Source organism: Ureibacillus galli, assembly GCF_014836845.1.
GTDB lineage: Bacteria > Bacillota > Bacilli > Bacillales_A > Planococcaceae > Ureibacillus > Ureibacillus galli.
Genome location: NZ_JACSQA010000045.1, coordinates 1 through 24,799, shown reverse-complemented (window position 1 = coordinate 24,799; position 24,799 = coordinate 1). Strand labels below are relative to the sequence as shown.

Here is a 24,799-nt window from a genome sequence, read left to right as displayed (position 1 = left end):
GCCAGCGTTCGTCCTGAGCCAGGATCAAACTCTCCATAAAAGAAAATTTGATAAAGCTCAAATTTTTGCTGGCATCAATTTTGATGTCCAAAATTTTGTTTCAACCATTAAGTTGAAACTGTTTCATTAACGTTTTGTTGTTCAGTTTTCAAGGTTCATGTCGTTACAATTTAAGTAAGCAACTTTTATATTATAACACTTTAAAAATGTTATTTCAAATATAATTTTACTCAACTTCAAACGGTAACTTTTATATTATAACTCGTCCTTCACTATCAGTCAATAATTATTTTGAAATATTTATTCAAAACATTCACGTCGTTAAGGACAAGTAATAATATACTATAATATCAAAAACTAATCAAGCACTTTTTTAAAAAAACTTTTTAATATTTTTATATCAAGAACGAATAGGAGAATACCCGCAATTACAATTAATCCTCCAACTATCTGAGTAGTCATTAAGTTCTCTAAAAAAATAAAGTAAGCTAAAATTGCTGCTCCAATTGGTTCAAATAATACCGCTACTGAAATAACATTAGTACTTACCCATTTCACAGCCCAATTAAATAACGTATGTCCTAATAAATTTGGAATGATTGCTAATAATAAAAACCAAACCCACGTCATCGATGGATAAGGGCCGAAGGATTCTCCTTTTATTAATACATAAAAGAATAAACAGATTGTACTTATAGAGTACACTACCATCGTATAAGTAATTAAAGAAATTCGTTTTCTAACATCTTGGCCAAATAATAAATAACCCGTTATAAGTCCACAAGCAATTAAAGCTAACATATCACCATAAAGAGCACTTCCACTCACACGAAAATCTCCCCAACTAATTAAAACACTTCCGACAATAGCTATCGCTCCTGAAATAATAGTCTTAATTGATAACCTTTCTTTAAAAAAGAGATATGTACCAATGAAAGCGAATAAAGGTTGTAAAGTCACCAACACTGTGGAACTTGCTACAGAAGTGTAGTTTAGCGACTCAAACCATAAAATAAAGTGAAAAGCTAAAAAAATTCCTGCGATTGAAGAAAAAATCCAATCTCTTCTCGTTAAAATTTTTATTTCCTTTATGTATTTATAAAAAAACAACGGACTCATTATTAATATGGAAAATAACATTCGATAAAAAGCAATGACTCCTGCATCAGCTTCTGCTAACTTAACAAAAATTGCAGATAATGAAATTGAAATGACTCCGATTAAAATCGGTATGTACGGATGAATTTTAGGTTTTTCCAAATTTAGATAACCTCCTTGGATAAATTTTGCTATATTAATAAAATAAGACACTCATTCATATTCTGTCATTTATAACCAATGTAATCAACAAGAAAAAGGAGGATCATTATTGGGCATTCTATTTTTAAATGAACCTTTCTCTTATGAGATTATTGTAAAGCTTTTAATCGCTGCAATTTTAAGTTTAATAATTGGAATCGAAAGGGAATTAAAAAAGAAACCGGTTGGCTTAAAAACCAGTTTAGTTATTGCTACTTTTAGCTGTTTATTAACGATAATTTCAATTGAAACTGCATATAGTACACCTGCTCGTGACGATATTAATATTACAATGGACCCCCTTCGCCTTGCAGCACAAATCGTCAGCGGTATTGGTTTTTTAGGTGCAGGTGTGATTTTACGTAAGGGTAATGATAGTATTACCGGTTTAACAACAGCCGCAATGATATGGGGTGCAGCTGGGATTGGAATTGCTGTTGGTGCTGGCTTTTATATAGAAGCATTAGCAACAGTAGTCATTGTTGTTATTGGTATTGAACTTATTGCTCCTTTCTTATTAAAAATTGGACCTAAAAGATTGCGTATGAAAGAACATGTCTTAAAAGTAAGGTTAACTGAAGAAGATAACATTCAACATCTTCTTAACTTTATGAAGGAAAATGAGATGTATATAGATAATATCCGTATAAAAGATATACCGGTATCTACAGAACTTTTTTTATACGAAGTAGATATTCGTTTTTCAACTTTATTTAAGACTGAGACACTTTATATCTATCATACATTGCATTCATTACCATATGTACAAAAAATTGAATTAGAAAATCTAGGATAATGGAGGTAACGTAATGGGTGAATTTTTCAAATTATTAAAGGGTGGTAATAAACCATCTCTTGTTGCAGCATTTGTTAACTTATTTTTAGGAATTATAAAAGGTGTTGCTTATTTTTTCACAGGGAATGTTGCGATGTTTGCCGAAATGATGCACTCATTAGGTGATGCGGCAAACCAATTTTTCGTTTTTGTTGGTTCCGCCCTTTCTAAAAAAGCGCCAACTAAACAATTTCCGAATGGTTTTGGCCGTGTTGTTAATTTAGTTTGTTTAGGCGCAGTACTAATCGTGGCAATCCTTTCTTATGAAACAATCAAAGAAGGATGGCATCACTTTAGACATCCCGCTGAAAACTCCGAAGGAATATTAATCGCATTAGGGGTTTTATTAATCGGTATAATTTTAGAAGGAGTTGTACTTCATAAAGCAGCAAAAGAGGTATTACACGAAGTTGGTCAAGAACATACCGGATTATTGGCTGTCCCAAAATCTGCAGCTTATTTAAAACGAGCTAAGCCCGCAACAAAACTTGTCTGGATGGAAGATGCGGTTGCTACTAGCGGGAATGTACTTGCCTTCCTAGCAATTGTAATAGCTTATTATACTGGTTTCCACGCATTAGAAGGCATTGTGTCAATGATTATCGGTGCGATGATGTTCTATGTTGTGGGTCGTGTATTTTTAGATAATGCTCGTGGAGCAATCGGTGAAACAGATGAAGAAATGTTTGTTCATATTGGAAACCTCGTTATGGAAGACCCAAATGTAACAGATATTAAAAGACTTGAAGTAATTAAAGAAGGAGAATTTTTGCACGTTGATCTTGTTGCAGAAACAGATCCAAACAAATCGTTAGCATATTTAGACGATGTGCGAGACCATTTAGTTGAATTAATTATGAGTCAAAAAGGGGTGTCGAAAGTAACTATCTCCTTCGACGAAGAAGACGGGATTACCGAATGGAAGCATCATTTACAAGAAAAGAAAATCAATAATACTAACGCAACAAAAGATAATTCTAAATAAAACAATAAAACCCTTGCTACTTAAAAGTTCAGTTGCAAGGGTTTTTCTTTTATAATGACATTTCTAATATAGCTCGTACATCTTCTGCTTGTAATGTTTTAAATCTACCGAATGGACCATTCACCATCGACTTTTCGACTAGAACTTCTAATTGGGAATCATCAATATTGTAGTCAGCAAGGCGACTTGGAGCACCGATAGATGTCCAAAATGCTCTTAAACGTTCGATTCCTTCTAATGCCACTTCTTCTGTTGACTTCCCTTCTGGATTTACATTAAATACTCGTGTGGCTAAACCTGCAAATCGTTCTGGGTTAACAGAAACGTTATGTCGCATCCAGTTCGGGAAAATAATTGCTAAGCCACCACCATGAGGAATATCGTACACTGCAGATACAGAGTGCTCAATATTATGTGTTGCCCAATCTCCGCGGGAACCAATTGAAAGGAATCCATTTAACCCAATTGTTCCTGCTAATAAAATTGTTTCACGCAACTCATAATTTTCGAGGTCTTCGATTAATTTTGGAGCAGTGTTAATGACAGTTCTTAATACCCCTTCACACATTTCATCGGTAATAGGTGTATTTGTTGCATCATGGAAGTATTGTTCAAATACATGAGACATAATATCGACCATACCGTAAACTGTATGATTTTTCGGCACAGAGAACGTATAAGTAGGATCTAAAATGGAGAATTTAGGAAACACTAATGGATGACCCCATCCGTATTTTTCTTGTGTTTCTTCATTTGAGATAACAGAACCAGAATTCATTTCTGAACCAGTTGCTGCAAGTGTTAAAATGGTACCTAAAGGTAGAGCGTCCACTACTTTCGTTTTCTTTATAACAATGTTCCATGCGTCTTCATCAACTTTTGCGCCAGCAGCGATTAATTTGGAACAATCAATTACTGACCCGCCACCAACAGCTAGAACAAAATCAACGGATTCTTTTTTACAAATTTCGATTCCTTTACGTGCTGTTTCGACTCGAGGATTAGGTTCCACACCACTAATTTCAAAAACATTCATGTTCAAATCATTTAAAATGGTCATTACTTCATCATATAAACCATTTTTCTTAATGCTTCCTCCACCATATACAACGAGAACGTTATGGCCATATTGAGGTAATTCCTGTTTTAGTTGTTCGATTTGACCCTTACCAAAATGCAGACGTACGGGATTGTAGAATGTAAAATTATTCAAAGTAGACTCCCCTTTATTAAAATATAAAAAAGCTATGTAAAGATTATATCTTTACATAGCCCATTTTATACGATTATACCCATCCACGGAAGCGAGACGCTTCAGCAGTACGACGAACACCAACCATATACGCTGCTAAACGCATGTTGATATTACGAGTTGTTGCAGTAGTATAAACATTTTCAAATGCTTCTACCATTTTTCTGTGTAATTTTTCACTTACTTCCTCTGCTGTCCAATAGTAACCTTGGTTATTTTGAACCCATTCAAAGTAAGAAACTGTAACACCACCAGCTGACGCTAATACGTCTGGTACTAATAAAATACCGCGCTCAGTTAAAATTTTTGTTGCTTCAGCTGTCGTAGGTCCATTTGCAGCTTCTACTACAATACTCGCTTTAATATCATGAGCATTATCTGCAGTAATTTGGTTTTCAATGGCTGCAGGAACTAAAATATCACAATCAAGTTCTAACAATTCCTGATTTGTAATTGTATTTTCAAATAAAGTTGTAACCGTTCCAAAACTATCACGACGATCTAATAAATAATCAATATCCAAACCATTTGGATCATGTAATGCACCATAGGCATCAGAAATACCGATTACTTTTGCCCCTAAATCACTCATAAACTTCGCTAAGAAACTACCCGCATTACCAAAACCTTGGATAACAATTCGTGCATCTTTAATATCAATACCACGTTTTTTGGCAGCTTCTTGAATAACGATGGTAACCCCTTCAGCTGTCGCACGATCGCGTCCTTGTGAACCACCAAGAACGATTGGTTTACCTGTAATGAAACCAGGTGAGTTAAATTCATCCATTCGACTGTATTCATCCATCATCCATGCCATAATTTGTGCATTTGTAAATACGTCTGGAGCAGGAATATCTTTCGTTGGTCCTACAATTTGTGAAATCGCACGTACATACCCACGGCTTAAACGTTCAAGTTCACCCATTGACATTTGACGTGGATCACAAATGATACCGCCTTTACCCCCACCGTAAGGTAGATCGACAATTCCACATTTTAACGTCATCCACATTGAAAGTGCCTTCACTTCATCTTCACTAACCATTGGATGGAAACGTACGCCGCCTTTTGTTGGTCCAACAGCATCATTATGTTGTGCACGGTAAGCTGTAAAGACTTTAGTCGTTCCGTCATCCATTTTCACTGGAATACGAACACGTAACATACGAAGTGGTTCTTTTAAAAGCTCATACATTGATTCTTCATAACCCAGCTTGTTTAACGCTTCCTTAATTACATCTTGTGTTGAAGTAAAAAGATTTAAATTTTCAGCCATCTAGATTCGCCTCTTTAGTAATTATAATGATTTTATATCGCAAACATTGTAACATACTTTAATTGTTATTTGTTTATGAATATATATACATTTTATAATCATTTCTTTTTTATTAAATATGGGATAATTATTATTAATTTAAAAGCATTTTTCACAAGAATATGAGGTTAAATTTTAAAAATGACTATCGGATGTTAAAAAAAGCAGACGCCAATACGTCTGCTTTTTAAGTTAATAAACAAATTAAAGAGTTTCCGAAACCGTTTTTGCTTGCATGTGAAGTTGTAAATAGTCTGGGCCACCTGCTTTTGAGTCTGTACCTGACATATTGAAACCACCGAATGGTTGGTAACCAACAGTAGCAGCTGTACATCCACGGTTAAAGTAAAGGTTACCTACGTGGAAATCTTCACGAGCTTTTTCTAAGTGGAAACGATTATTCGAAATAACTGCACCCGTTAAACCATAAACAGTATTGTTCGCAATATCAATCGCTTCATCAAAGTCTTTCGCTTTTGTCAGTCCAAGAACTGGACCAAAAATTTCTTCTTGCATAATACGAGCTTGAGGATCTACTTCACTAAATACTGTTGGGTGAATGAAGTAACCTTTCGAATCATCATAGTTTCCTCCAGCTACTAAACGGCCTTCCCCTTTTCCGATCTCAATGTATTCAGAAATTTTCTTAAATGCACCTGCATCATTAACAGGACCTACGAAAGTATCTTCGTTAGATGGATCGCCAACGATTAATTCATTCGTTAACTCCACGACACGGTTTAATACTGTTTCGTAAGCTTGATCACCAACGATGACTGCACGTGAACATGCTGAACATTTTTGACCGCTAAAGCCGAATGCACTTGTTACAATCGATTGTGCAGCTAATTCTAGATCTGCATCATCATCGACTACAATTGTATCTTTACCACCCATTTCAGCGATCACACGTTTAATCCAAATTTGCCCTTCATTTAATACAGACGCACGTTGGTTAATACGTAAACCTACATCACGAGAACCTGTGAAACTGATGAAACGAGTACGTGGGTGATCTACTAAGTAATCCCCTACTTCAGCACCTGAACCTGGAATGTAGTTCACAACTCCTGCTGGCATACCTGCTTCTTCAAGGATTTCCATGAATTTATAAGCAATTACTGGCGTTGTAGAAGCTGGTTTTAAAAGAACAGTATTACCAGTTACAGCAGCCGCAATTGTTGTACCTGCCATGATTGCAAATGGGAAATTCCAAGGAGAGATAACAACACCAACACCTAATGGAATATAACTATATTTATTAATTTGTCCTGGATTTTCATTTAACGGATGACCATCTTTAATAGCTAGCATTTGACGACCATAGTACTCTAAGAAATCAATGCCTTCCGCAATGTCACCATCAGCTTGTGCCCATGGTTTACCAGCTTCTTTTGTTAACCAAGCACAAAGTTCGTATTTACGACGACGAACGATAGCCGCAGCTTTAAATAATACTTCAGCACGAACTACTGGATCTACCTTTTTCCAAGTATTAAAAGTAGAATCAGCCACTTGCATTGCTTTTTCAGCTAATTCTTGATTTGCTTTTGAAACAGTTCCTACTACTTCTGTTTTATTTGCAGGGTTATATGATGTAATTTTTTGTTCAGTTGTAACTCTTTCTCCACCAATAATTAACGGATAATCTTGTCCAAGTTCACTTTCCACTTTTTTCAAAGCTTCTAAATAAGCTTGGCGATTTGCTTCAATAGTAAAATCAGTTAATGGCTCAGATTTGTACGGAATCATGAAAAATCCTCCTTTATTAGTTACAATTAGAGTGCGTGATTAGCTAGAAATTCATAAGTGCAAAAAATATTTGCACTAAATTCATATTTCTATATATAATAATGCAAAAGATTATTGCGTATTTCAAGTTATAATTTTTATAAAAATCAAATTTTTTGAGGTGAATCCCATTGGATGAGAAACTTAACCAGATGATAAAATTTTATGAATCCGCTATCGAACACGTTTCTGTAGGAATTCATGCGGTAGATCAAAGCGGACATACGATTATATATAATAATAAAATGAAAGAAATTGAAGGTTTTGATATAGAAGATGTTTCGGATCGTTCCATTTTCGAATTGTTTGCTTTTCGACAAAATGAAAGTACATTACTTCGTGTTCTTCAAACTGGCATAAAAGAAATGAATGTAAAACAAACTTATTGGAATAAGGATGGGCACGAGATTACAACAATTAACGATACATACCCACTAATAGATAATGGAGAGATTATTGGCGCTATTGAATTCGCCAGGGACATTACTTCTTTAGAAAAACTTGTATACCAACCTTTAAGACGTTACGGTGAGCCGTTAACGTTCGAAATGATAACAGCCATCTCTGAACAAATGAAATCCGTTATCGAAAACGCGAAAAAAGCTTCCCATGCTAGAATTCCCGTATTACTTATTGGCGAATCTGGTACCGGTAAAGATTTAATTGCGGAAAGTATCCATTATGAATTAACCCCACCAAATGACGAATTTATCACTTTATTTAGTAGACGAACCGAGCAATCGGTCTATGAAAAATTAGAAAACTATTTAATGCATGATAAAACTTATACTTTTTTCTTTGAACGAATTGAATTTTTATCCATCCCTATGCAAAAGCAATTGCTCAGTCTATTAGATAATTTATCATCCGAAAAGCATATGTTTATCGGTAGTATCGGAGACGACCCCATCGATTTAATTAGCGACGGTCAATTATTAAAAGACCTTTATTATTATTTTGCATCTATGACCATTTATATTCCTCCTCTAAGTTCACGGAGGGAGGATATTAAACCGTTTGTCGATGACTATTTTAGTCGACATCGGGAGCGATTCGCTTCTAATATCGTAGGATTATCCCCTGACGTCATGGAACTATTCCAACAATATGATTGGCCAGGTAATTTAAAAGAACTTGAATTACTATTAGATGAAATCGCTTCTATGATTACGAACGAAAAAATAGTTACTTATGAAATGTTACCATTACATTTTCGTTTTAAAGTACAGCAATTGGACGATAAAACGCGAAAACCCGATTTTTTTATTGTTCATTCGAATAAAAAACTATTGCCACTTGACGATTACTTAAGGGAAGCGGAGAACTATTATTTGCAAAACGTTTTAAATATGTATGAAGGCAATATTACGAAGACAGCTAACGCCTTAGGTATGAGCAGACAAAATTTACAGTATCGCCTTAGAAAGCTAAAAAAATAAGACAGAGGGAATCCTAACTTCCCTCTGTCTTTCTTATTGTCCTGATTGTTCAATCCAATGCTGTAACTTTTCCTTTAACGATTTAAAACCATTTGCATCATTTTCATCTACCCGATCTTGTAGAGATTTTCTAGGTTGTTCCTTCTTTTTTTGAGGAGGGGCTTCTTGTAATGCACGAGTGGATAAACTTATCTTTTCTGAGTTCTCGTCAATATCCAAAATTTTAACTTGGATTGCTTCTCCTACTTTTAAAAAATCTGCAACGTCCTTTACATACCCATATGTTATTTCAGAAATATGAACGAGACCTTGTGTTTGTTCATCTAGTGCAACAAACGCCCCGTAAGGTTGAATTCCAGTTACCTTACCGGTTACTACTTCACCTACTTCGTATTTTTTTGCCATAAAGCAGTCCTACTTTCTTTATCTACGTAAATGTCATGTTAAATTATAACATATGTATAAAGAGGGAACAAAGAATCTCCCTAACTCCGGCCAATATTAATTTTTTCAAGAAAATTTTAAAAAAGGATGAACCTATTGTAAATTTCATATTTCAGACAAAATATTCTCATAATTTAGAAGAAAAAATAATTATAATATATAATACCAATTAAATTGGAAAGGAAGTGCTTTGAAGTGAAACAAAAATTTCATGAACAATTAAAATTTTTACGTGAAGAACGAAATTTAACCCTTGATGAATTATCGAAATTAACTCAAGTTGGCGTTGAAAAATTAGCACTTTATGAAAAAGGAGAACTTATTCCTTCAGTACAAACCATTTTAAAACTTTCAACAGTATTAGAAGTTCCTGCTTCAAATTTAACAGACGGCATGCAAGCATAAAAAAAAGGATTTCCTTTCAAAAATAAAGGAAGTCCTTTTTCTGTTTATACGATACATTTCGCTTCAAATTTAATCGCGATAAGTTTATAAGATATCTCGACGCATTTTTCAAAAGGTATCCATTGCTCAAAGGAATGCTCATATACCGTTTGAATTATTTTCGCTAGTTTACTAGGGTCATCAATTCCTTGAAGGGCAGCGACAACATCTGCTGCTTCAGTGTCATAGTTGTCTACACCAATATGAAATGGATCCCATTGCTTTAATAATTCAATGGCTGATTTGTTCATTAATATATTTTCCAAAGTTTTCACCCTAAATTTACTATTTACTATGCTATTATATAATACATAATTAAAAAAAGAAATGAGTGATAACTTTGTTTAATTTTGATGAGCTCTATGATCGTAAAAATACGAACAGTCTAAAGTGGGACCAATTTAAGGAACGTTTAAAACTAAATTATAATGTGGAAGATGCTTCCGACATATTACCAATGTGGGTTGCAGATATGGACTTTGCTATCCCTCAAGTAATCTCAGATGCTATTAAAGCACGACTAGACCATCCTATATTTGGATATTCCTATGTAAGTGATGAATGTAAAAAGGCAATACAAGGTTGGTTTGAGCGTCGTCACAATTGGTATATTGATACAAATTCACTTATGTTCCATCAAGGGGTTGTTCCTGCCCTTGCTTCAATTCTTGAAACTTTTACAAAGCCAGGGGATAAAATTTGTATTTCTACACCCGTTTATCCTCCATTTTTTAACATCCCAAAAGTTCAAAAGCTTGAAGTTGTTGAATGTAAGTTAGACGTGGTTGACCATACTTTTCATTATGATTTTGTTAGCCTTGAAGAGCAGTTTAAATTAGGAGTTAAAGCTTATATTCTTTGTAGTCCACATAACCCAGGTGGTGTTGTTTGGTCTAAAGAAGATTTAGAGAAACTTGTGCAACTATGTATTCAATATGATGTATTACTTATTTCAGATGAAATCCATGCAGATATTGTTTTTGATGGATATCAACACACCCCTACATTAACTGTAAAAGATGCAGATAAAGCAAAAATAATTACTTGTATCGCTCCAACGAAAACATTTAATATCGCTGGCATTCATGCAGCAATTATGGTTTGTCCGAATAAAGAATTACGTGCAAAGCTTATGAAAGATAAGGAAGCCCATGGTCGAGACGATTTAAACTTACTGGCTGCAGCAGCTGTACAAGCAGCATATGAAAAGGGCGACGAGTGGGTTGATGCAATGATTTCCTATGTGTCGAACAATATGGATTATGTGGTGGAAGAGTTAAATAAAATCGAAGGTATAAAAGTTGCAAAACCACAATCCACTTACCTAATCTGGATTGACTATCGTGAAACTGGATTAACGGAAAGTGAAATGATGCATCGCCTTCTTGAAAAAGGTAAATTAGCAATCGAACCAGGTACAAAATATAGCGAAGCAGGTAGAGGTTATTTACGAATGAACGTCGCTTGTTCTATGGAAACTGTAAAAGATGGAGTAGAACGGTTTAAAAAAGCATTAGTATAAAGTTCAAAACAAAAGGGCAACCAAACAACGGTTGCCCTTTTTCATTACTTATCTACTTTTGATTGTATATTTTGTTGTCGTTCACTTAAAATTCTTTGTTCCAATTCCTTTGTTTTTTGTTCTTGCTTTTTGGACAAACGTTTAAACCACATAAAAGCTAAAAAACATAGGATAACTAAAAATATCATTTCAATTGCGGCAGGGATGTATGAAGTTTTATCCTCTGGGAAATATAAAAATCCTAGGATAACGAATCGATCCATTTTGTTGTCACACTTCTTTCATTGTATTATTCGACTACAGTAATCGATTCAATTTTAACATCTTCAAGAGGTTTGTCGCGCATATCTTTGTCAACGTTCGCAATTTTGTCAACAACGTCCATTCCTTCAACAACATGGCCAAATACAGTATGTTTGAAATCTAACCAAGGTGTTCCACCTACGTTAGCGTATGCTTCGATTACTTCTTTTGGATAACCAGCTTGCTCCATTTGTTGGATCATATTGTTTGGTGTATGTTGCATTTGTACGATAAAGAATTGGGAACCATTTGTATTTGGACCTGCATTAGCCATTGAAAGGGCACCACGTAAGTTGAATAATTGTTCATTAAATTCATCTTCGAAAGAGTTGCCCCATATTGATTCGCCGCCCATACCTGTTCCTGTTGGGTCTCCACCTTGAATCATAAAGTCCGAAATCACTCGGTGGAAAATAATACCGTTATAGTAACCAGATTTTGCATGTCCTAAAAAGTTTTCAACTGTTTTTGGTGCATGTTCAGGGAATAATTTTATTTTAATTGAACCTAAAGTAGTATTCATCTCAACTAAAACTTCACCTGGATTTAATTCTTTCGTTAATTGTGGAAACATGGAAAGTCTCTCCTTTTACTATAAAATAGATTGAATTTGGGTATTTCTTTATATAAATTAAAAACATTTAATACCTCGTACAGTTTATCATAGAACGTTTAAATTTTCCGCTAATATACTTTTCGCCCTTTCTTCGTCTTTTGAAATTCGTTATACTTGACAAAACATCTATTTTAAGAAACATATGATGAAGAATAGTTAGAAAGAAAGTGAACGATATGTCGAATCGAAAACATAATTTTATCATTATTTTAATTTCCAATTTCATCGTTGCAGGATCTATGACAATGATTATGCCCTTTTTATCTCTCTATATAAACACCTTTGGAGATTTTTCAGAGAGTTATGTGCAAAAATGGGCTGGGTTAATATTTGGTGCAACTTTTATAACCGCCTTTATTATGTCTCCAATTTGGGGACGTATTGCGGATAAGTACGGTTATAAACCGATAATGATTATGAACTGCTTTGGTATTGCCCTTAGCATCTTTTTAATGGGTTACGTTACGAACGTAATTCAATTTTTTATTTTACGAATTATTATGGGATTAGTTACCGGATTTATCCCTACTTCCACCGCCTTCATTAGTAAACATACACCGAAAAATATTGCTGGCAAAACCCTAGGTACACTACAAATTGGTAGCGTTGGCGGTTCTTTATTTGGACCGGTAATCGGTGGTACTTTAGCGGATGCAGTTGGCTTTAATTATACGTTTATTTTCACTTCCATCGCCATTACGATTGCTGCCATTATAATCATTTTTGGCATTCATGAGCCTGAAATTATTCGAAAAGAAAAAAGCAACCTTTATTCAAGAAAGAATATTCTATGGGCGATTTTCCACCATCCACTTATATTAAGCATTATGTTCGTAACAGCTTTAATTCAAATAGGAAATTTTAGTATCCAACCATTATTGTCTCTATACGTTTCCCATTTAACCACATCCGAACAAGTAGCTCTTTTATCTGGTATTACATTTAGTGCTGCAGGTGTCGGAAATATTTTAATCGGACGTTTTTTCGGTCGGTTAGGTGATTCAATTGGTTATGAAAAGGTATTGAAAGTACTGCTATTAGTGAGTGTACTTTGTATTGTTCCACAAGCTTTTGTAACATCCCTTTGGCAATTAATTGTACTGAGATTTTTGCTAGGAATCTTCTCCGGTGGTCTTATTCCAATTACAACGGCAATCATTCGCCGAGAATCACCAATTGCAGTGCAAGGAGAAATTATGGGCTACAACCAAAGCTTCCGATTTTTAGGAAATGTCATTGGTCCGGTATTAGGCGGTTTTATAAGCGGACTAGCTACCATCTCCACTGTGTTTTATTCTACTGGCTTTCTATTTTTCATAGCTGCTTTAGTCGTCATTTTTATACAAAGATATCCAAAAAAATATTTAGAAGATTTACTAAAAAGCCACGTATAGTTTCGATCATTTCGGAGGGGAATCTACTAGAATCCCCTCCTTTTCTTTTTGAATATATGATATTCTTCTGTTAGGAAATATTTGGGGAGGACGAATTATATGAAACAAGTAGTTGGCTATATCATTACATTTTGTTGTTTCTCTCTTCTTTTACTACTTGTGAACGAAATAACAGATGAAATATCAGTAGCCCAAACCCATCAGGAGCAAATCGAAAGCCAAATTAAGCTCCCTACCATTGAAAAGCAATTACCAGTAACAATGGTTGACCGAAATGGATTAGTTTTTAATGAGGAATACACTGAGTGGAGACAACCTATTCCATTAAAGGAAGTACCCGAAATCATTAAACAAATCTATTTATTAAGTGAGGATAAAGAGTTTTATAACCATGTTGGATTCAATTTAGGAGCCATTACAAGAGCAGTTGTGGTCAATTCCTCCCAAGACTCCATGGAACAAGGTGGTAGTACAATAACGCAACAGCTAGTGCGATTGCGTTACTTATCAGAGGAAAAAACCTATTCTCGCAAAATTACTGAGCTTTTTTATGCCTATGAGCTCGAACAGCAATATGATAAAGATGAAATTTTCGAAATGTATTTAAATGAGATGTTTTTTGGTAACCAAGTATATGGCATTGGCGCAGCGAGTAGTTATTATTTTCAAAAGCCTTTAGCAGAACTCTCTATCGCTGAAATGGCGTTTATCGCGGCGATTCCAAACAACCCTTCTTTATATAATCCATTGAACCATTTTGAAAATACAAAAAAGCGGCAAGAACGATTGCTTGATATTTTAGCCAGCAATCATGTGATTTCTAAGGAAGAGGCTACTACATATAAACAAGAAAAAATTGTTTTAAATAAGAAGGAAAAAATTCAAAAAAACCCTGCCTATAGTACGTATGTTTTAGCTGAATTAAAAAGTTTGATTTCAACGAATGAAGGCTTTGATCAATTGCTTGCTGAGGCTAAAACTGAAGATGAAAAGGCAAAAATTAACGAGCAAATTGACGAAAAACTAAATCAATTGCTTCAATCGGGGATTGTCATTCATACAGCTCTCGATTCGAAAAAGCAATTACAAGATGAACGAGCTATTAATAAAATTTTAGGAAATGGTAGCTTACAAGGAAGCGCAGTAGTTATAGACAACCAAACGAGGGAAATTGTTAGTCTTTATGCAGGAAAAGATTATAAAAAATTTGATTTCCATCGGGCCTATCAAGGAGTCCGCCAACCTGGTTCCTCCATTAAACCATTAGTCGTTTATGCACCTCTTTTTGAAACAACGAACTATACACCAAATTCCATCGTTAGCGGTGGAAAATATTGTGTTGGGGATTTTTGTCCTGAAAACTATGATGGGAAGTTACATGGGAACGTTTCGATTTCAACTGCCTTTAAATATAGTTATAATACATCCGCGCTACAACTGTTAGATACAATTGGTTTAAATACAGCCTTTCAATATATTGAAAAGTTTCACTTTGAATCGCTCGTACCAGAAGATAAATCCTATGCTGCGGGATTAGGTGGGTTATCTTATGGAGTAACAACTCTTGAAATGGCAGATGCATATACAAGTTTTATCGATGGCACGTATGCAAAAGCGAGAAGTATACGCCAAGTGAGCGATTTAGAGGGGAATGTTCTTTATAGTTGGCCTACTGAAAGAGAAACGATTTGGTCAAACAAAACCGTCACTTATATTCGTTCTTTATTAAAGGATGTTGTAACAAGTGGGACTGGAAAAGGAATCACATCCAATTCTTCTTACATCGGCGCCAAAACCGGCACAACAAATGACTATAAAGACTTTTGGTTAGCAGGATTAACAGATCGATATACAACAGCTGTTTGGATTGGTTACGATAATCCAAAATCCATGCAATCATTACAAGACGATAAAATCCATTTCAAAATTTTTAATACGATTATGAATTAAAAAAAGAGGGACCTAACGTTTTGGTCCCTCCTTTTTCATTAAAAAGGTAAACTTGCTAGTAAGCCATTATATAATTTTAATCCAACATATAAAATAAGAGTTAGTAAAATCGTCCAAATAATAATTTCAAAGATGATGAGACCAATTGTACCTGACAAAGTAAGAAATTGACTCATTTTATAAATATTAAAAATAAAATAGCTTAAAATTGTTAACGTAAATAAAATAAGCAATATCGTAAACGATTGTACCCCTAAAACTGTAGAAAGGGCACCAAAGAAGAAAATAACATAGCCCCCTCTTGCGACACTGATCATTTCTCCATTGCTATTTTTTGAAAAAAGAAGCATTCCTACTTCGTGGATCGTTTCACCAATTAGTTTTAATGCGGAAAAGAGCATAAAAAAACATAAGGTAAATGCAATTAATAGGAAAATACGCAATTCAAAATCCGTTAAAAATTCACGCATTCCTGCATATACACCAATAGATTCTAACAAGTCGATTGATTGTCCTACCATGTAAATGCCAAAGGTTAAACTAAAAAGAATAATAGAAAACAGTGGTAAATATCCGTATATGTATGGGTTCTTCATTTTTATATCCTCGATCCTTTAATCTATTCTATATATTATCGAAAATTACTGAATATTATCAAGTACATGTTTCATGAGCGTGATGAAATCTTTACTTTTAGATGTTACAATATTAATAATTCGTGAATTACTTATATTTTTCAAGTTTTATTTTTTGAAAGGAGGATTATTTTGTTTCAAGTATTTTGTATTTTTATACCGATACTAGCCGCCCTTTTTATGCCTTTCTTTTTTAAGAAAGTACGTTCCATACATACTGGTTGGTTTGTCTTAATTGTTCCTGTTTTTTTAGTAACCTTTTATGCAACCTATGTTCCAATTATCGTTGATGGTGACTCGGTTATATCCGAACTCGATTGGATACCATCCCTTGGAATTTCCTTTGTATCTTATCTAGATGGGTTAAGTCTATTATTTTCAATCCTTATTTCAGGAATTGGCGCCCTTGTCGTATTGTATTCGATTTTTTATTTAAATCGTACAAAAGAGCAGTTACATAATTTTTATATTTATTTACTAATGTTTATGTCTGCCATGTTAGGAGTCGTTCAATCAGATAATACCATTACCCTTTATTTATTCTGGGAGTTAACTTCGATTTCTTCCTTTTTATTAATCGGCTATTGGTACAATCGAGATAAGTCAAGATTTGGTGCTTTAAAATCCATGATGATAACGGTTGCAGGCGGCATGCTAATGCTTGGTGGATTTGTTTTACTTTCCATCATGGGCGATACATTTTCGATTCGAGAATTAATTAGCCAAGCACCAGAGTTAGCAACGAACGACCTTTTCTTAGTTGCACTTGTATTGATCTTACTCGGGGCATTTACGAAATCTGCCCAATTTCCATTTTATATTTGGTTGCCAGACGCGATGGAAGCGCCAACACCAGTTAGTGCTTACTTACACTCTGCTACAATGGTTAAAGCGGGGATTTATCTTGTCGCGAGATTTACACCAATATTCGCCCAATCCGAAGTATGGATTTGGTTAGTGGCTGGAATTGGATTACTCACTTTGTTCTGGGGTTCTTTCTTTGCGGTGAAACAAACCGACTTAAAGGGAATTCTTGCTTTCTCAACAGTTAGTCAGCTTGGACTTATTATGTCCCTTTTAGGTGTAGGGGCCATTAGTTATCATGTGAATGGTGCTGAAGATACTGTATTTAAATATGCAGCCTTTGCAGCAATTTTCCATTTAATTAACCATGCTACATTTAAAGGTAGTTTGTTCATGATTGCTGGAATTGTGGATCATGAAACAGGTACACGGGATATCCGAAAACTTGGTGGATTAATGGGCTTAATGCCGATTAGTTTCACCATTGCACTCATCGGAAGCTTCTCAATGGCCGGTTTGCCACCTTTCAACGGCTTCTTGAGTAAAGAAATGTTCTTTAAAGCTATATTATCAATCACTCAGTTTGATTTGTTTAATTTCTCAACATGGAGCATATTGTTCCCTATTATTGCTTGGATCGCAAGTGTATTCACTTTTATTTATAGTTTCTATTTTGTCTTTAGAACCTTTACAGGAAAACTGAAAGTCGATCAATTGCCTAAGAAACCTCATGAGGCACCAATGGGTATGTTAATATCTCCACTTATTCTAGCGGCATTAGTGATTACGATATTCTTTATTCCAAATTTAGTAGCGGATACATTTGTAAAACCAGCCGTTATGGCAATTCAACCATATTTATATAGCAGCCCTGAGGAAGTTAATATCCATATAACTGCTTGGCACGGAATTCATTCACCAGAATTATGGATGACGGTTGGTGTCATAATCCTTGGATTATTAATGTTCTTATGCCTTTCCAAATGGCAAAAAATGTACAATGCATTCCCTGCTAAATTAACGCTAAATCATTTATACGATTTTATTATTTATGATTTATGTGACCAGTGGATTGGCCGTTTCTCCGCTTTATATATGACTGGATCCATTCGTCGATATTTAAGCTTTATGCTAAGCAGTATGGCTATTATCGTCATTGGGACTTTATTTATCAAAGATGGCTTTAAAATATCTTTTGAAGAAGCATCGACGATTCATGTGTACCAAATTATTTTAATTATTGTTTTAGTAATAGGTACAATTACAACGGTTTTCGCCAAATCAAGGATTACTTCCATCGTTGCATTAGGAGCGGTTGGATATACAGTTTCTTTATTCTTTGTTGTGTTTAATGCGCCAGATTTAGCCTTAACACAACTCGTTATTGAAACAATTTCTGTCGCATTATTCCTTTTGGCGTTCTACCACTTACCGAAATTAAAAAAAGAAGAAGAAAGAACTCGGTTTAGATTTAGTAGAGCATTTGTATCAGTTGCAGTGGGTGCCATGGTAACGCTTGTCGCCTTATCAGCCCATTCACAAAAGTTCATCCCATCCATCGCTGAATACTATAAAGAGACTGTATATTCGCTTGCAGGCGGTGGAAATATTGTAAACGTTATTTTAGTAGACTATCGTGGATTCGATACATTATTCGAAATTACCGTTCTAGGTATTGCCGGTATGGCAATTTATGGAATGATTAAATTGAGATTGAGCAGAAAGGAGAAAAACTATGAAAACAAATGATGTCATTATGCAGTTTACTGCGAAAATCGTCTTTTTCATTATTTTCTTCTACGCTGTTCATATATTCTTCGCTGGACATTATACACCTGGTGGGGGGTTTGTAGGAGGATTAGTAACAGCAAGTGCGATTGTTCTACTAATTATTGCCTTTGACTTAAAGACGGTTCAATCGATTTTACCGATTAATTATATTTATTTAGTTGCTTGTGGATTAATCATTTCGTTAGGCACAGCTGCCTTCTCCATGTTTGTTGATAAACCATTTTTCACACATTTCTTTGATTATTTTAATTTGCCTATATTAGGGAAAACTTCTCTTCATACAGCAGCATTGTTTGATTTAGGAGTATATTTGGTTGTTGTTGGTGTGACGATGACCATTATTCAAACGATTGGGGAGGATGAATAATGGAAATAGTGATGGCTTTTGTATGCGGCTTCCTATTTATGGCCGCCATTTACTTAATACTATCTAAAAGTCTTCTACGCATTATTATTGGAACAGGTTTACTTAGTCATGGTGCACATTTACTAATTTTAACTATGGGTAGTTTTAAAGGGAGTGCACCGCCTGTATTAAGTGATGGGGTAACGGATTATGTTGATCCGCTTCCACAAGCGTTAATTTTAACAGCGATTGTTATTAGCTTTGGCGTAACAGCATTCTTTTTAGTTCTTGCTTATCGTGCATATCAAGAAATTAAAACGGATGACATGACGTTAATGAAAGGAAGTGAAGACAATGAATAACTTTCTTTTATTACCAATTATCATTCCCTTTTTCTTCGGTATGTTATTAATGTTTGGTCAAAAGAAAATAGCTTATCAACGAATTACAACTTTATTAGGACTTGTTATTTCCATCCTTTGTGCATTCGGTTTAGTCGCCAATGTGTATGAAAATGGTCCACAAATTGTTACTCTTGGTAATTGGCCAGCACCTTTCGGAATTACAATGGTATCCGATATGGTTTCTGCCTTACTCGTACTAACAACGTTAATTTTAACTTTCTTTATCGTCTGGTATGGGTTTGAATCTATTAAAAAGGAACGCGAACAATTTTTCTATTACCCAGCTGTCATGTTTATCATAGTGGGTGTCAATGGTGCTTTTACAACAGGGGATATTTTCAACCTCTTTGTATTTTTTGAAGTGTTATTAATGGCTTCCTATCTCTTAATCGTCCTAGGTGGAGAAAAGGCACAGTTGCGAGAATCGATTAAATACATACTAGTGAATGTCATTTCATCTGCATTCTTTGTTATAACCGTTGCTTTTCTTTATTCAGTAGTAGGGACGCTTAATATGGCGGATATTTCCCAGAAAATCACTGAAATTAATCAGCCAGGAATTTTAACCGTCATCGCTATACTATTTTTATTAGTATTCGGTATGAAAGCAGCGATTTTCCCACTTTACTTTTGGTTACCTGGAGCATATTCTGCACCGCCAGTTCCTGTGTTGGCTTTATTTGGTGCATTGCTTACAAAAGTCGGTGTATATGCTATTACCCGTACATATACGTTATTTTTCACACAAGAAGTTGCTTTCACCCATGAATTACTATTAATACTGTCGATTCTGACAATCGTTGCTGGGTGTATTGGTGCCCTTGCCCACTTCGATGTGAAACAAATTATCATATATAACATTGTAATTGCTGTTGGGGTCATTTTATTTGGTGTAGCACAAATGAATGAAGCTGGTTTAGAAGGAGCTATGTTCTATTTAATCCATGACATGGTTATTAAAGCAGCTTTATTTATGCTCATTGGTATCGTCATTTATGTAACGGGTACAACTAATTTGCGAAAAATGGGTGGACTTATGAAGACATACCCAGCATTAGGATGGTTTTACTTAATTGCAGCCCTAGGGTTAGCTGGTGTTCCTCCTTTAAGTGGCTTTATTGGAAAATTACTTATCGTCCAAGGTGGATTTGAGGCGGGGAATATATGGACTAGCGTTTTCATCTTAGCTTCTAGTATTGTTGTTCTCTTATCTGTTATGCGTATTTTCATTTATGCCTTCTGGGGAGAACAAGGACAACTTGCCACTAATGTTGAGAAAAAGAAATATAACCGGCTATTTTTCCCTACCATGTTGCTAGTGGTCGTTTCCATTTTCTACGGGATTGGTACAGAATGGTTAACTCCATTTATTAAACAAGCAGCAAATGTTTTAATGGACCCTTCCATTTATATTGATGCGGTTATGAAAGGAGGAGAATAAATGTCCTTTCAAATTTTACTAAATTTATTTTTAGCTTTTTTATGGATGTTTTTATCCTCTAACTATTCATTATCACGGTTTATCATTGGTTATTTATTAGGCCTATTAGTGATTATTGCATTGCGAAAATTCTTTAAAACTAGACTATATATAGATCGAGTGTGGGCCGTTATTAAATTGATTGTTTTATTTATTAAAGAATTAATTTTAGCGAATGTTTCCGTATTAACACTTGTAATTAAACCGAAGCTCGATATAAAACCAGCAATTTTTAAGTACGATACACAGCTAACGGAAGATTGGGAGATTACTCTATTATCAAGTTTAATCACTTTAACTCCAGGAACTGTGGTTGTCCATGTATCCGATGATGCTAAATCATTGTTTATCCATGTGATAGATAGTAATGATATAGATGAAACGATTGATTCTATTAAATATTCTTTTGAAAAAGCTATTTTGGAGGTGAGCCGTTCATGACATACTTTTTTTGGGGAGCAACGATCGTCGTCGTTTTATCCATCGTCGCCCTTCTCTATCGTCTTGTAAAAGGCCCAAATCCATCTGACCGAGTTGTCGCATTGGATGCTATAGGTGTGGCACTTATTTGTTTAGTTGGACTCTTTTCCGTCGTATTCGATACAAGTTTCTTTTTAGAGATAATATTATTATTGGCGATATTATCTTTCATCGGAACGATTGCCTTCTCTAAATTTATAGAGAAAGGAGATATTATTACCCGTGACAATTCTCGCTAATAGTTTAATCATCTTCTTTATAGTAGCAGGTCTAGTATTTATCGTTGTATCAGCTATCGGTTTATTTCGCTTGCCAGACCTTTACACACGAACACACGCAGCGTCTAAAAGTTCGACCCTCGGTGTTATGTGTATTTTAATCGGTGTATTTTTACACTTTTGGTTAATTAAAGATCATTTCAATCCGTCCATCCTGTTAGGTGTGTTATTCCTTTTTATAACAGGCCCTGTTGGAGGACATATTATGAGTCGCTCTTCGTACATTGCCGGTATCAAGCCGTGGTCTGGAACAGTGAGAGATGACTTAAAAGATGAAATTGAACGAATGAAAAAAGAACAAAATATAAAGTAATTATCTTATTAAAAGAAAAAGAAGCGCGGTAATATCGCGCTTCTTTTTTAATATCCTCTATAAGGTCTGCGTCTATGTGGGTAAGGATATGGGAAAAATGGATAAGGTGGATAAGGATAATAAGGCCTACCAAAATAAGGATATCTCCCAGGATAGATAACATTACCTAATAATCCACCTAAAAAACCACCTAGAAAAGGATAACCAAATTGATTAAATCCACCATAGCCACCATAAAAATTTGTCACGACTTTCTACCTCCTTCTCTTTAGTAACATATGTTAAAAAAGAGAGGGTACCTAAGGGATATGCCCATTCGCAATTAGTTGTTTTGTTCGCCTAATCTTTCAACAAAGGTTGCTAATGTTCTAACCATTACACCAGTTCCGCCTTTTGGCCCTAAATCATATGATGAAGAAGCATCAGATGTACCAGCAATATCTAAATGAATCCAAGGCGTATCCCCTACAAATTCTCCTACAAATCCACCACCAAAAATCATATGACCATCACTACCAGGTGAATTATTTAAATCTGCAATATCCGATTTACGGATACGCTTTTTATCTCTCTCTGTAAGTGGCATTCCCCATACAAATTCGCCAGTTTCAATACTTGCCTCGATAAAAGCATCGAAGAATTCTTCGTTATTTGTTAAAGAACCTGTTTTATCATAACCTAATGCTGTAATAACACCACCTGTTAATGTCGCAACATCAATCAAAGAAGTGGCACCTTGTTGCTTCGCATAAGTCACTGCATCAGCTAACACTAGACGTCCTTCAGCATCTGTATTTAATACTTCTACAGTTTTCCCACTATAAGTTGTAATGACGTCATCTGGTTTAAATGCTTCACCTGAAATCATATTGTCGGTAGAACCGATCACAGCAACGACATTTTTGTTTGGACGGGATTCACCGATAATTTTCATTGCACCTAAAACGGCTGCTGCTCCTCCCATATCACCTTTCATACCAACCATACCTGTTTTCGTCTTAATGGAATAGCCGCCAGTATCGTACGTTACTCCTTTACCGACTAAACCTATCGCATCCTCCCATTTTTCAGTTGCTTGATATTTAATCGTAATAAGGCGTGGTTCCTCTACAGAGCCTTTATTAACACTTAGAATACCGCCCATCCCTAATTCTTCTAATTCTTTCTTCGTTAAAATTTCAATTTCAAAATCATATTGTTTCGCTAATTTTTCTGCATAATTCGCTAGTTCTGTTGCCGTTAATAAGTTTGGAGGTAAATTCACTAAATTACGTGCTTCATTTACAGCTTCCGCATAAATTTTACCTACTTCGAAACTTGCAGCAATTTCATCGATATCTGCCTTTGTCACAAAATGAACCGCATCCATATAAACATCTACTTCATTTGACGATGTTTTATAGTGAGGAACTTGATAGAATCCTAGACCAGTTCCTTCAGCAAAAAGATACGCAATCGTTTGCTCGTCAATCGGGCTTGCAGTAAAAGATTCTAACCAAATTGTATATTCACTCGCCTTTAAAGATTTCAACTCTTTCCCTACTAAACCAAACGTTTCTCTTAATTCGTTTTCTGTTAAAGTTTTTGTATCACCTAAACCAACGAATAAAACCCGTTTAATATGTTCATTTTGTCCTATGTAAGGAATTTTTGTCATTTTCTTTCGATCAGTTTGAATATCGCCTGAGCGAATCCAATCTTCAACGTTTTCACCATAGAATGATACAAAATCACTCCATCCTTCAATATGGTCACAATTTTTTTGAACTCCTACGATTAATAATTCGGTCGTTACTTGTTCAAAAGTCTTTGGTTCTTTAACAATTTTCATTTGAAATCCCCCTTTATTTATAATTTTATTATAGTAAAGAGTTATCTATTTATCGAATATTTCGAATTACGAATTGATTATAAATTATTTGCGATCATTCGGTTATGCTATACTTGAAACAAAAAAGAAAGGTAGGGAATGTTTGTTTTGGGATTACTTCACAATACCCCTTTACTTTTATCTGTTTTTTCCATTTTATTTGCCCAATTCATAAAAGTACCAATCCATTTTGCTTTCACTAAAAAACTAGATTGGTCATTAATGACTTCAACGGGTGGTATGCCTAGCTCCCATTCTGCTGCAGTAACGAGTTTAGCAACAGCAGTCGGATTTGAAACAGGTCTTGATTCTCCTACCTTTGCAGTAGCTGCGATGTTTGCTGGAATCGTCATGTATGATGCCAGCGGTGTACGTTATCAAGCTGGGCAACATGCAGCGATTATTAACCGTATGCGAAATGAATTAGCCGTTTTTTTCCGTGAAATTAAACATTGGCCGGAAAAAGATGAAAATGAAAAAATTCAGGAATTAAAAACATTACTTGGCCATAAACCGAGCGAAGTCTTTTCTGGAGCTATAACAGGAATTTTCATTTCGGTCATTTTTTATACACTCATTCTTTAATGGATCTGAACGAGTAAAAACGTATTCGATAGTTCCGATGCTTACTAGTTAATAGAGCACAACCCCATTCAATATGCTTATTTTCATGTAGATAAACTTTAGGAAAACGTAAAGAAAAAAAGACTGGCTCATATGGAGCCAGTCTCAGACTGTAGACAAACTCGAAATTTCGAGTTTGCCTACAGTCTTTTTTCTTTTAAAATAAAAGTAATAGTTTCTGA

At 35.0% G+C, this 24,799-nt stretch carries 26 protein-coding genes; 15 read left to right on the top strand and 11 right to left on the bottom strand.

Translation table 11 applies throughout. The features are described 5' to 3' along the window. Window positions 1-357 precede the first annotated feature (357 nt). Window positions 358-1,260: a DMT family transporter gene (locus H9636_RS18215; RefSeq protein WP_191708974.1), complete on the bottom strand. Its 903-nt coding sequence runs from the start codon at window positions 1,258-1,260 to the stop codon at window positions 358-360. 109 nt (window positions 1,261-1,369) lie between these two features. Here H9636_RS18215 and H9636_RS18210 point away from each other — a divergent pair, with 109 nt between their 5' ends. Together H9636_RS18210 and H9636_RS18205 are read left to right on the top strand one after the other, a co-directional pair. After that, window positions 1,370-2,095, top strand: a complete 726-nt coding sequence (locus tag H9636_RS18210; RefSeq protein WP_225230328.1) for an MgtC/SapB family protein — start codon at window positions 1,370-1,372, stop codon at window positions 2,093-2,095. Window positions 2,096-2,108: 13 nt separating this feature from the next. Further along, window positions 2,109-3,119, top strand: a complete 1,011-nt coding sequence (locus tag H9636_RS18205; protein WP_191708973.1) for a cation diffusion facilitator family transporter — start codon at window positions 2,109-2,111, stop codon at window positions 3,117-3,119. A 49-nt stretch (window positions 3,120-3,168) separates the two neighbouring features. Here the strand turns inward: H9636_RS18205 and H9636_RS18200 are convergent, their stop codons facing one another. The 3 genes from H9636_RS18200 to pruA all read right to left on the bottom strand — a co-directional run bounded on the left by H9636_RS18200 (window position 3,169) and on the right by pruA (window position 7,441). Further along, window positions 3,169-4,332: an iron-containing alcohol dehydrogenase gene (locus H9636_RS18200; RefSeq protein ID WP_191708972.1), complete on the bottom strand. Its 1,164-nt coding sequence runs from the start codon at window positions 4,330-4,332 to the stop codon at window positions 3,169-3,171. Between the two features lie 73 nt (window positions 4,333-4,405). Continuing rightward, window positions 4,406-5,650 carry a Glu/Leu/Phe/Val family dehydrogenase gene (locus H9636_RS18195; protein ID WP_191708971.1) on the bottom strand — a complete coding sequence of 415 codons (1,245 nt, stop codon included), beginning with the start codon at window positions 5,648-5,650 and terminating at the stop codon, window positions 4,406-4,408. Window positions 5,651-5,893: 243 nt separating this feature from the next. Continuing rightward, entirely contained in the window at window positions 5,894-7,441 is a 1,548-nt protein-coding gene (pruA, locus tag H9636_RS18190; RefSeq protein ID WP_191708970.1) for an L-glutamate gamma-semialdehyde dehydrogenase, read from the bottom strand. Between the two features lie 191 nt (window positions 7,442-7,632). Between pruA and H9636_RS18185 the strand changes: the two genes are divergently transcribed. After that, window positions 7,633-8,919, top strand: a complete 1,287-nt coding sequence (locus H9636_RS18185; protein ID WP_191708975.1) for a PAS domain S-box protein — start codon at window positions 7,633-7,635, stop codon at window positions 8,917-8,919. A 33-nt stretch (window positions 8,920-8,952) separates the two neighbouring features. On the opposite strand, the gene yugI is transcribed toward H9636_RS18185, so the two are convergent. After that, entirely contained in the window at window positions 8,953-9,324 is a 372-nt protein-coding gene (yugI, locus tag H9636_RS18180; protein ID WP_191708969.1) for a S1 domain-containing post-transcriptional regulator GSP13, read from the bottom strand. Window positions 9,325-9,558: 234 nt separating this feature from the next. Between yugI and H9636_RS18175 the strand changes: the two genes are divergently transcribed. Then, a complete protein-coding gene (locus tag H9636_RS18175) occupies window positions 9,559-9,768 on the top strand; it encodes a helix-turn-helix domain-containing protein (protein WP_191708968.1) in 210 nt (69 codons plus the stop codon). 44 nt (window positions 9,769-9,812) lie between these two features. Here the strand turns inward: H9636_RS18175 and H9636_RS18170 are convergent, their stop codons facing one another. Further along, the gene (locus H9636_RS18170) at window positions 9,813-10,073 is read right to left on the bottom strand and encodes a DUF1871 family protein (protein WP_191708967.1); all 261 of its coding nucleotides are present in this window, start codon (window positions 10,071-10,073) and stop codon (window positions 9,813-9,815) included. Between the two features lie 74 nt (window positions 10,074-10,147). Between H9636_RS18170 and H9636_RS18165 the strand changes: the two genes are divergently transcribed. Continuing rightward, window positions 10,148-11,329: a MalY/PatB family protein gene (locus H9636_RS18165; RefSeq protein WP_191708966.1), complete on the top strand. Its 1,182-nt coding sequence runs from the start codon at window positions 10,148-10,150 to the stop codon at window positions 11,327-11,329. A gap of 44 nt (window positions 11,330-11,373) precedes the next feature. Here the strand turns inward: H9636_RS18165 and H9636_RS18160 are convergent, their stop codons facing one another. Both H9636_RS18160 and H9636_RS18155 read right to left on the bottom strand, forming a co-directional pair. Continuing rightward, window positions 11,374-11,592 carry a hypothetical protein gene (locus H9636_RS18160; RefSeq protein ID WP_191708965.1) on the bottom strand — a complete coding sequence of 73 codons (219 nt, stop codon included), beginning with the start codon at window positions 11,590-11,592 and terminating at the stop codon, window positions 11,374-11,376. 26 nt (window positions 11,593-11,618) lie between these two features. Continuing rightward, window positions 11,619-12,206: a peptidylprolyl isomerase gene (locus tag H9636_RS18155; RefSeq protein WP_191708964.1), complete on the bottom strand. Its 588-nt coding sequence runs from the start codon at window positions 12,204-12,206 to the stop codon at window positions 11,619-11,621. 218 nt (window positions 12,207-12,424) lie between these two features. Between H9636_RS18155 and H9636_RS18150 the strand changes: the two genes are divergently transcribed. Next, the gene (locus tag H9636_RS18150) at window positions 12,425-13,642 is read left to right on the top strand and encodes an MFS transporter (RefSeq protein ID WP_191708963.1); all 1,218 of its coding nucleotides are present in this window, start codon (window positions 12,425-12,427) and stop codon (window positions 13,640-13,642) included. A gap of 99 nt (window positions 13,643-13,741) precedes the next feature. Continuing rightward, window positions 13,742-15,592, top strand: coding sequence for a transglycosylase domain-containing protein (locus H9636_RS18145; RefSeq protein ID WP_191708962.1), 1,851 nt, complete (start codon window positions 13,742-13,744; stop codon window positions 15,590-15,592). 38 nt (window positions 15,593-15,630) lie between these two features. On the opposite strand, the gene H9636_RS18140 is transcribed toward H9636_RS18145, so the two are convergent. Further along, window positions 15,631-16,188 (bottom strand): DUF5366 family protein, encoded by a 558-nt coding sequence (locus H9636_RS18140; RefSeq protein ID WP_191708961.1) that lies wholly within the window; start codon window positions 16,186-16,188, stop codon window positions 15,631-15,633. A gap of 171 nt (window positions 16,189-16,359) precedes the next feature. Between H9636_RS18140 and H9636_RS18135 the strand changes: the two genes are divergently transcribed. From H9636_RS18135 to mnhG, 7 genes are read left to right on the top strand one after another with little or no spacing between them, the layout of a single operon-like run. Next, the gene (locus tag H9636_RS18135) at window positions 16,360-18,780 is read left to right on the top strand and encodes a Na+/H+ antiporter subunit A (protein ID WP_191708960.1); all 2,421 of its coding nucleotides are present in this window, start codon (window positions 16,360-16,362) and stop codon (window positions 18,778-18,780) included. Further along, on the top strand, window positions 18,767-19,189 hold the full coding sequence (locus H9636_RS18130; RefSeq protein WP_191708959.1) for a Na(+)/H(+) antiporter subunit B: 423 nt from the start codon (window positions 18,767-18,769) through the stop codon (window positions 19,187-19,189). Before H9636_RS18135 ends, H9636_RS18130 begins: the two co-directional genes overlap by 14 nt. Beyond that, window positions 19,189-19,530: a Na(+)/H(+) antiporter subunit C gene (locus H9636_RS18125; RefSeq protein WP_191708958.1), complete on the top strand. Its 342-nt coding sequence runs from the start codon at window positions 19,189-19,191 to the stop codon at window positions 19,528-19,530. Before H9636_RS18130 ends, H9636_RS18125 begins: the two co-directional genes overlap by 1 nt. Then, window positions 19,523-21,013 (top strand): Na+/H+ antiporter subunit D, encoded by a 1,491-nt coding sequence (locus tag H9636_RS18120; RefSeq protein ID WP_191708957.1) that lies wholly within the window; start codon window positions 19,523-19,525, stop codon window positions 21,011-21,013. The genes H9636_RS18125 and H9636_RS18120 overlap by 8 nt, the downstream gene beginning before the upstream one ends. After that, window positions 21,014-21,493 (top strand): Na+/H+ antiporter subunit E, encoded by a 480-nt coding sequence (locus H9636_RS18115; RefSeq protein ID WP_191708956.1) that lies wholly within the window; start codon window positions 21,014-21,016, stop codon window positions 21,491-21,493. Then, a complete protein-coding gene (locus tag H9636_RS18110; RefSeq protein ID WP_191708955.1) occupies window positions 21,490-21,771 on the top strand; it encodes a Na(+)/H(+) antiporter subunit F1 in 282 nt (93 codons plus the stop codon). The genes H9636_RS18115 and H9636_RS18110 overlap by 4 nt, the downstream gene beginning before the upstream one ends. Then, window positions 21,755-22,123, top strand: a complete 369-nt coding sequence (mnhG, locus tag H9636_RS18105) for a monovalent cation/H(+) antiporter subunit G (protein ID WP_191708954.1) — start codon at window positions 21,755-21,757, stop codon at window positions 22,121-22,123. Before H9636_RS18110 ends, mnhG begins: the two co-directional genes overlap by 17 nt. A 47-nt stretch (window positions 22,124-22,170) precedes the next feature. Here the strand turns inward: mnhG and H9636_RS18100 are convergent, their stop codons facing one another. Both H9636_RS18100 and H9636_RS18095 read right to left on the bottom strand, forming a co-directional pair. Then, window positions 22,171-22,371 (bottom strand): hypothetical protein, encoded by a 201-nt coding sequence (locus tag H9636_RS18100; protein ID WP_191708953.1) that lies wholly within the window; start codon window positions 22,369-22,371, stop codon window positions 22,171-22,173. A 74-nt stretch (window positions 22,372-22,445) separates the two neighbouring features. Beyond that, on the bottom strand, window positions 22,446-23,954 hold the full coding sequence (locus H9636_RS18095) for a leucyl aminopeptidase (RefSeq protein ID WP_191708952.1): 1,509 nt from the start codon (window positions 23,952-23,954) through the stop codon (window positions 22,446-22,448). 138 nt (window positions 23,955-24,092) lie between these two features. Here H9636_RS18095 and H9636_RS18090 point away from each other — a divergent pair, with 138 nt between their 5' ends. After that, the gene (locus H9636_RS18090; RefSeq protein WP_191708951.1) at window positions 24,093-24,578 is read left to right on the top strand and encodes a divergent PAP2 family protein; all 486 of its coding nucleotides are present in this window, start codon (window positions 24,093-24,095) and stop codon (window positions 24,576-24,578) included. Window positions 24,579-24,799 lie beyond the last annotated feature (221 nt).

Excerpts from the sequence above, each read along its gene's own strand:
- H9636_RS18205 (WP_191708973.1), top strand. The coding sequence starts at position 2,109 with ATGGGTGAATTTTTCAAATTATTAAAGGGTGGTAATAAACCATCTCTT.
- H9636_RS18195 (WP_191708971.1), bottom strand. The coding sequence starts at position 5,650 with ATGGCTGAAAATTTAAATCTTTTTACTTCAACACAAGATGTAATTAAG.
- pruA (WP_191708970.1), bottom strand. The coding sequence starts at position 7,441 with ATGATTCCGTACAAATCTGAGCCATTAACTGATTTTACTATTGAAGCA.
- H9636_RS18185 (WP_191708975.1), top strand. The coding sequence starts at position 7,633 with ATGATAAAATTTTATGAATCCGCTATCGAACACGTTTCTGTAGGAATT.
- yugI (WP_191708969.1), bottom strand. The coding sequence starts at position 9,324 with ATGGCAAAAAAATACGAAGTAGGTGAAGTAGTAACCGGTAAGGTAACT.
- H9636_RS18160 (WP_191708965.1), bottom strand. The coding sequence starts at position 11,592 with ATGGATCGATTCGTTATCCTAGGATTTTTATATTTCCCAGAGGATAAA.
- H9636_RS18155 (WP_191708964.1), bottom strand. The coding sequence starts at position 12,206 with ATGTTTCCACAATTAACGAAAGAATTAAATCCAGGTGAAGTTTTAGTT.
- H9636_RS18150 (WP_191708963.1), top strand. The coding sequence starts at position 12,425 with ATGTCGAATCGAAAACATAATTTTATCATTATTTTAATTTCCAATTTC.
- H9636_RS18145 (WP_191708962.1), top strand. The coding sequence starts at position 13,742 with ATGAAACAAGTAGTTGGCTATATCATTACATTTTGTTGTTTCTCTCTT.
- H9636_RS18140 (WP_191708961.1), bottom strand. The coding sequence starts at position 16,188 with ATGAAGAACCCATACATATACGGATATTTACCACTGTTTTCTATTATT.
- H9636_RS18130 (WP_191708959.1), top strand. The coding sequence starts at position 18,767 with ATGAAAACAAATGATGTCATTATGCAGTTTACTGCGAAAATCGTCTTT.
- H9636_RS18125 (WP_191708958.1), top strand. The coding sequence starts at position 19,189 with ATGGAAATAGTGATGGCTTTTGTATGCGGCTTCCTATTTATGGCCGCC.
- H9636_RS18120 (WP_191708957.1), top strand. The coding sequence starts at position 19,523 with ATGAATAACTTTCTTTTATTACCAATTATCATTCCCTTTTTCTTCGGT.
- H9636_RS18115 (WP_191708956.1), top strand. The coding sequence starts at position 21,014 with ATGTCCTTTCAAATTTTACTAAATTTATTTTTAGCTTTTTTATGGATG.
- H9636_RS18110 (WP_191708955.1), top strand. The coding sequence starts at position 21,490 with ATGACATACTTTTTTTGGGGAGCAACGATCGTCGTCGTTTTATCCATC.
- H9636_RS18095 (WP_191708952.1), bottom strand. The coding sequence starts at position 23,954 with ATGAAAATTGTTAAAGAACCAAAGACTTTTGAACAAGTAACGACCGAA.
- H9636_RS18090 (WP_191708951.1), top strand. The coding sequence starts at position 24,093 with ATGTTTGTTTTGGGATTACTTCACAATACCCCTTTACTTTTATCTGTT.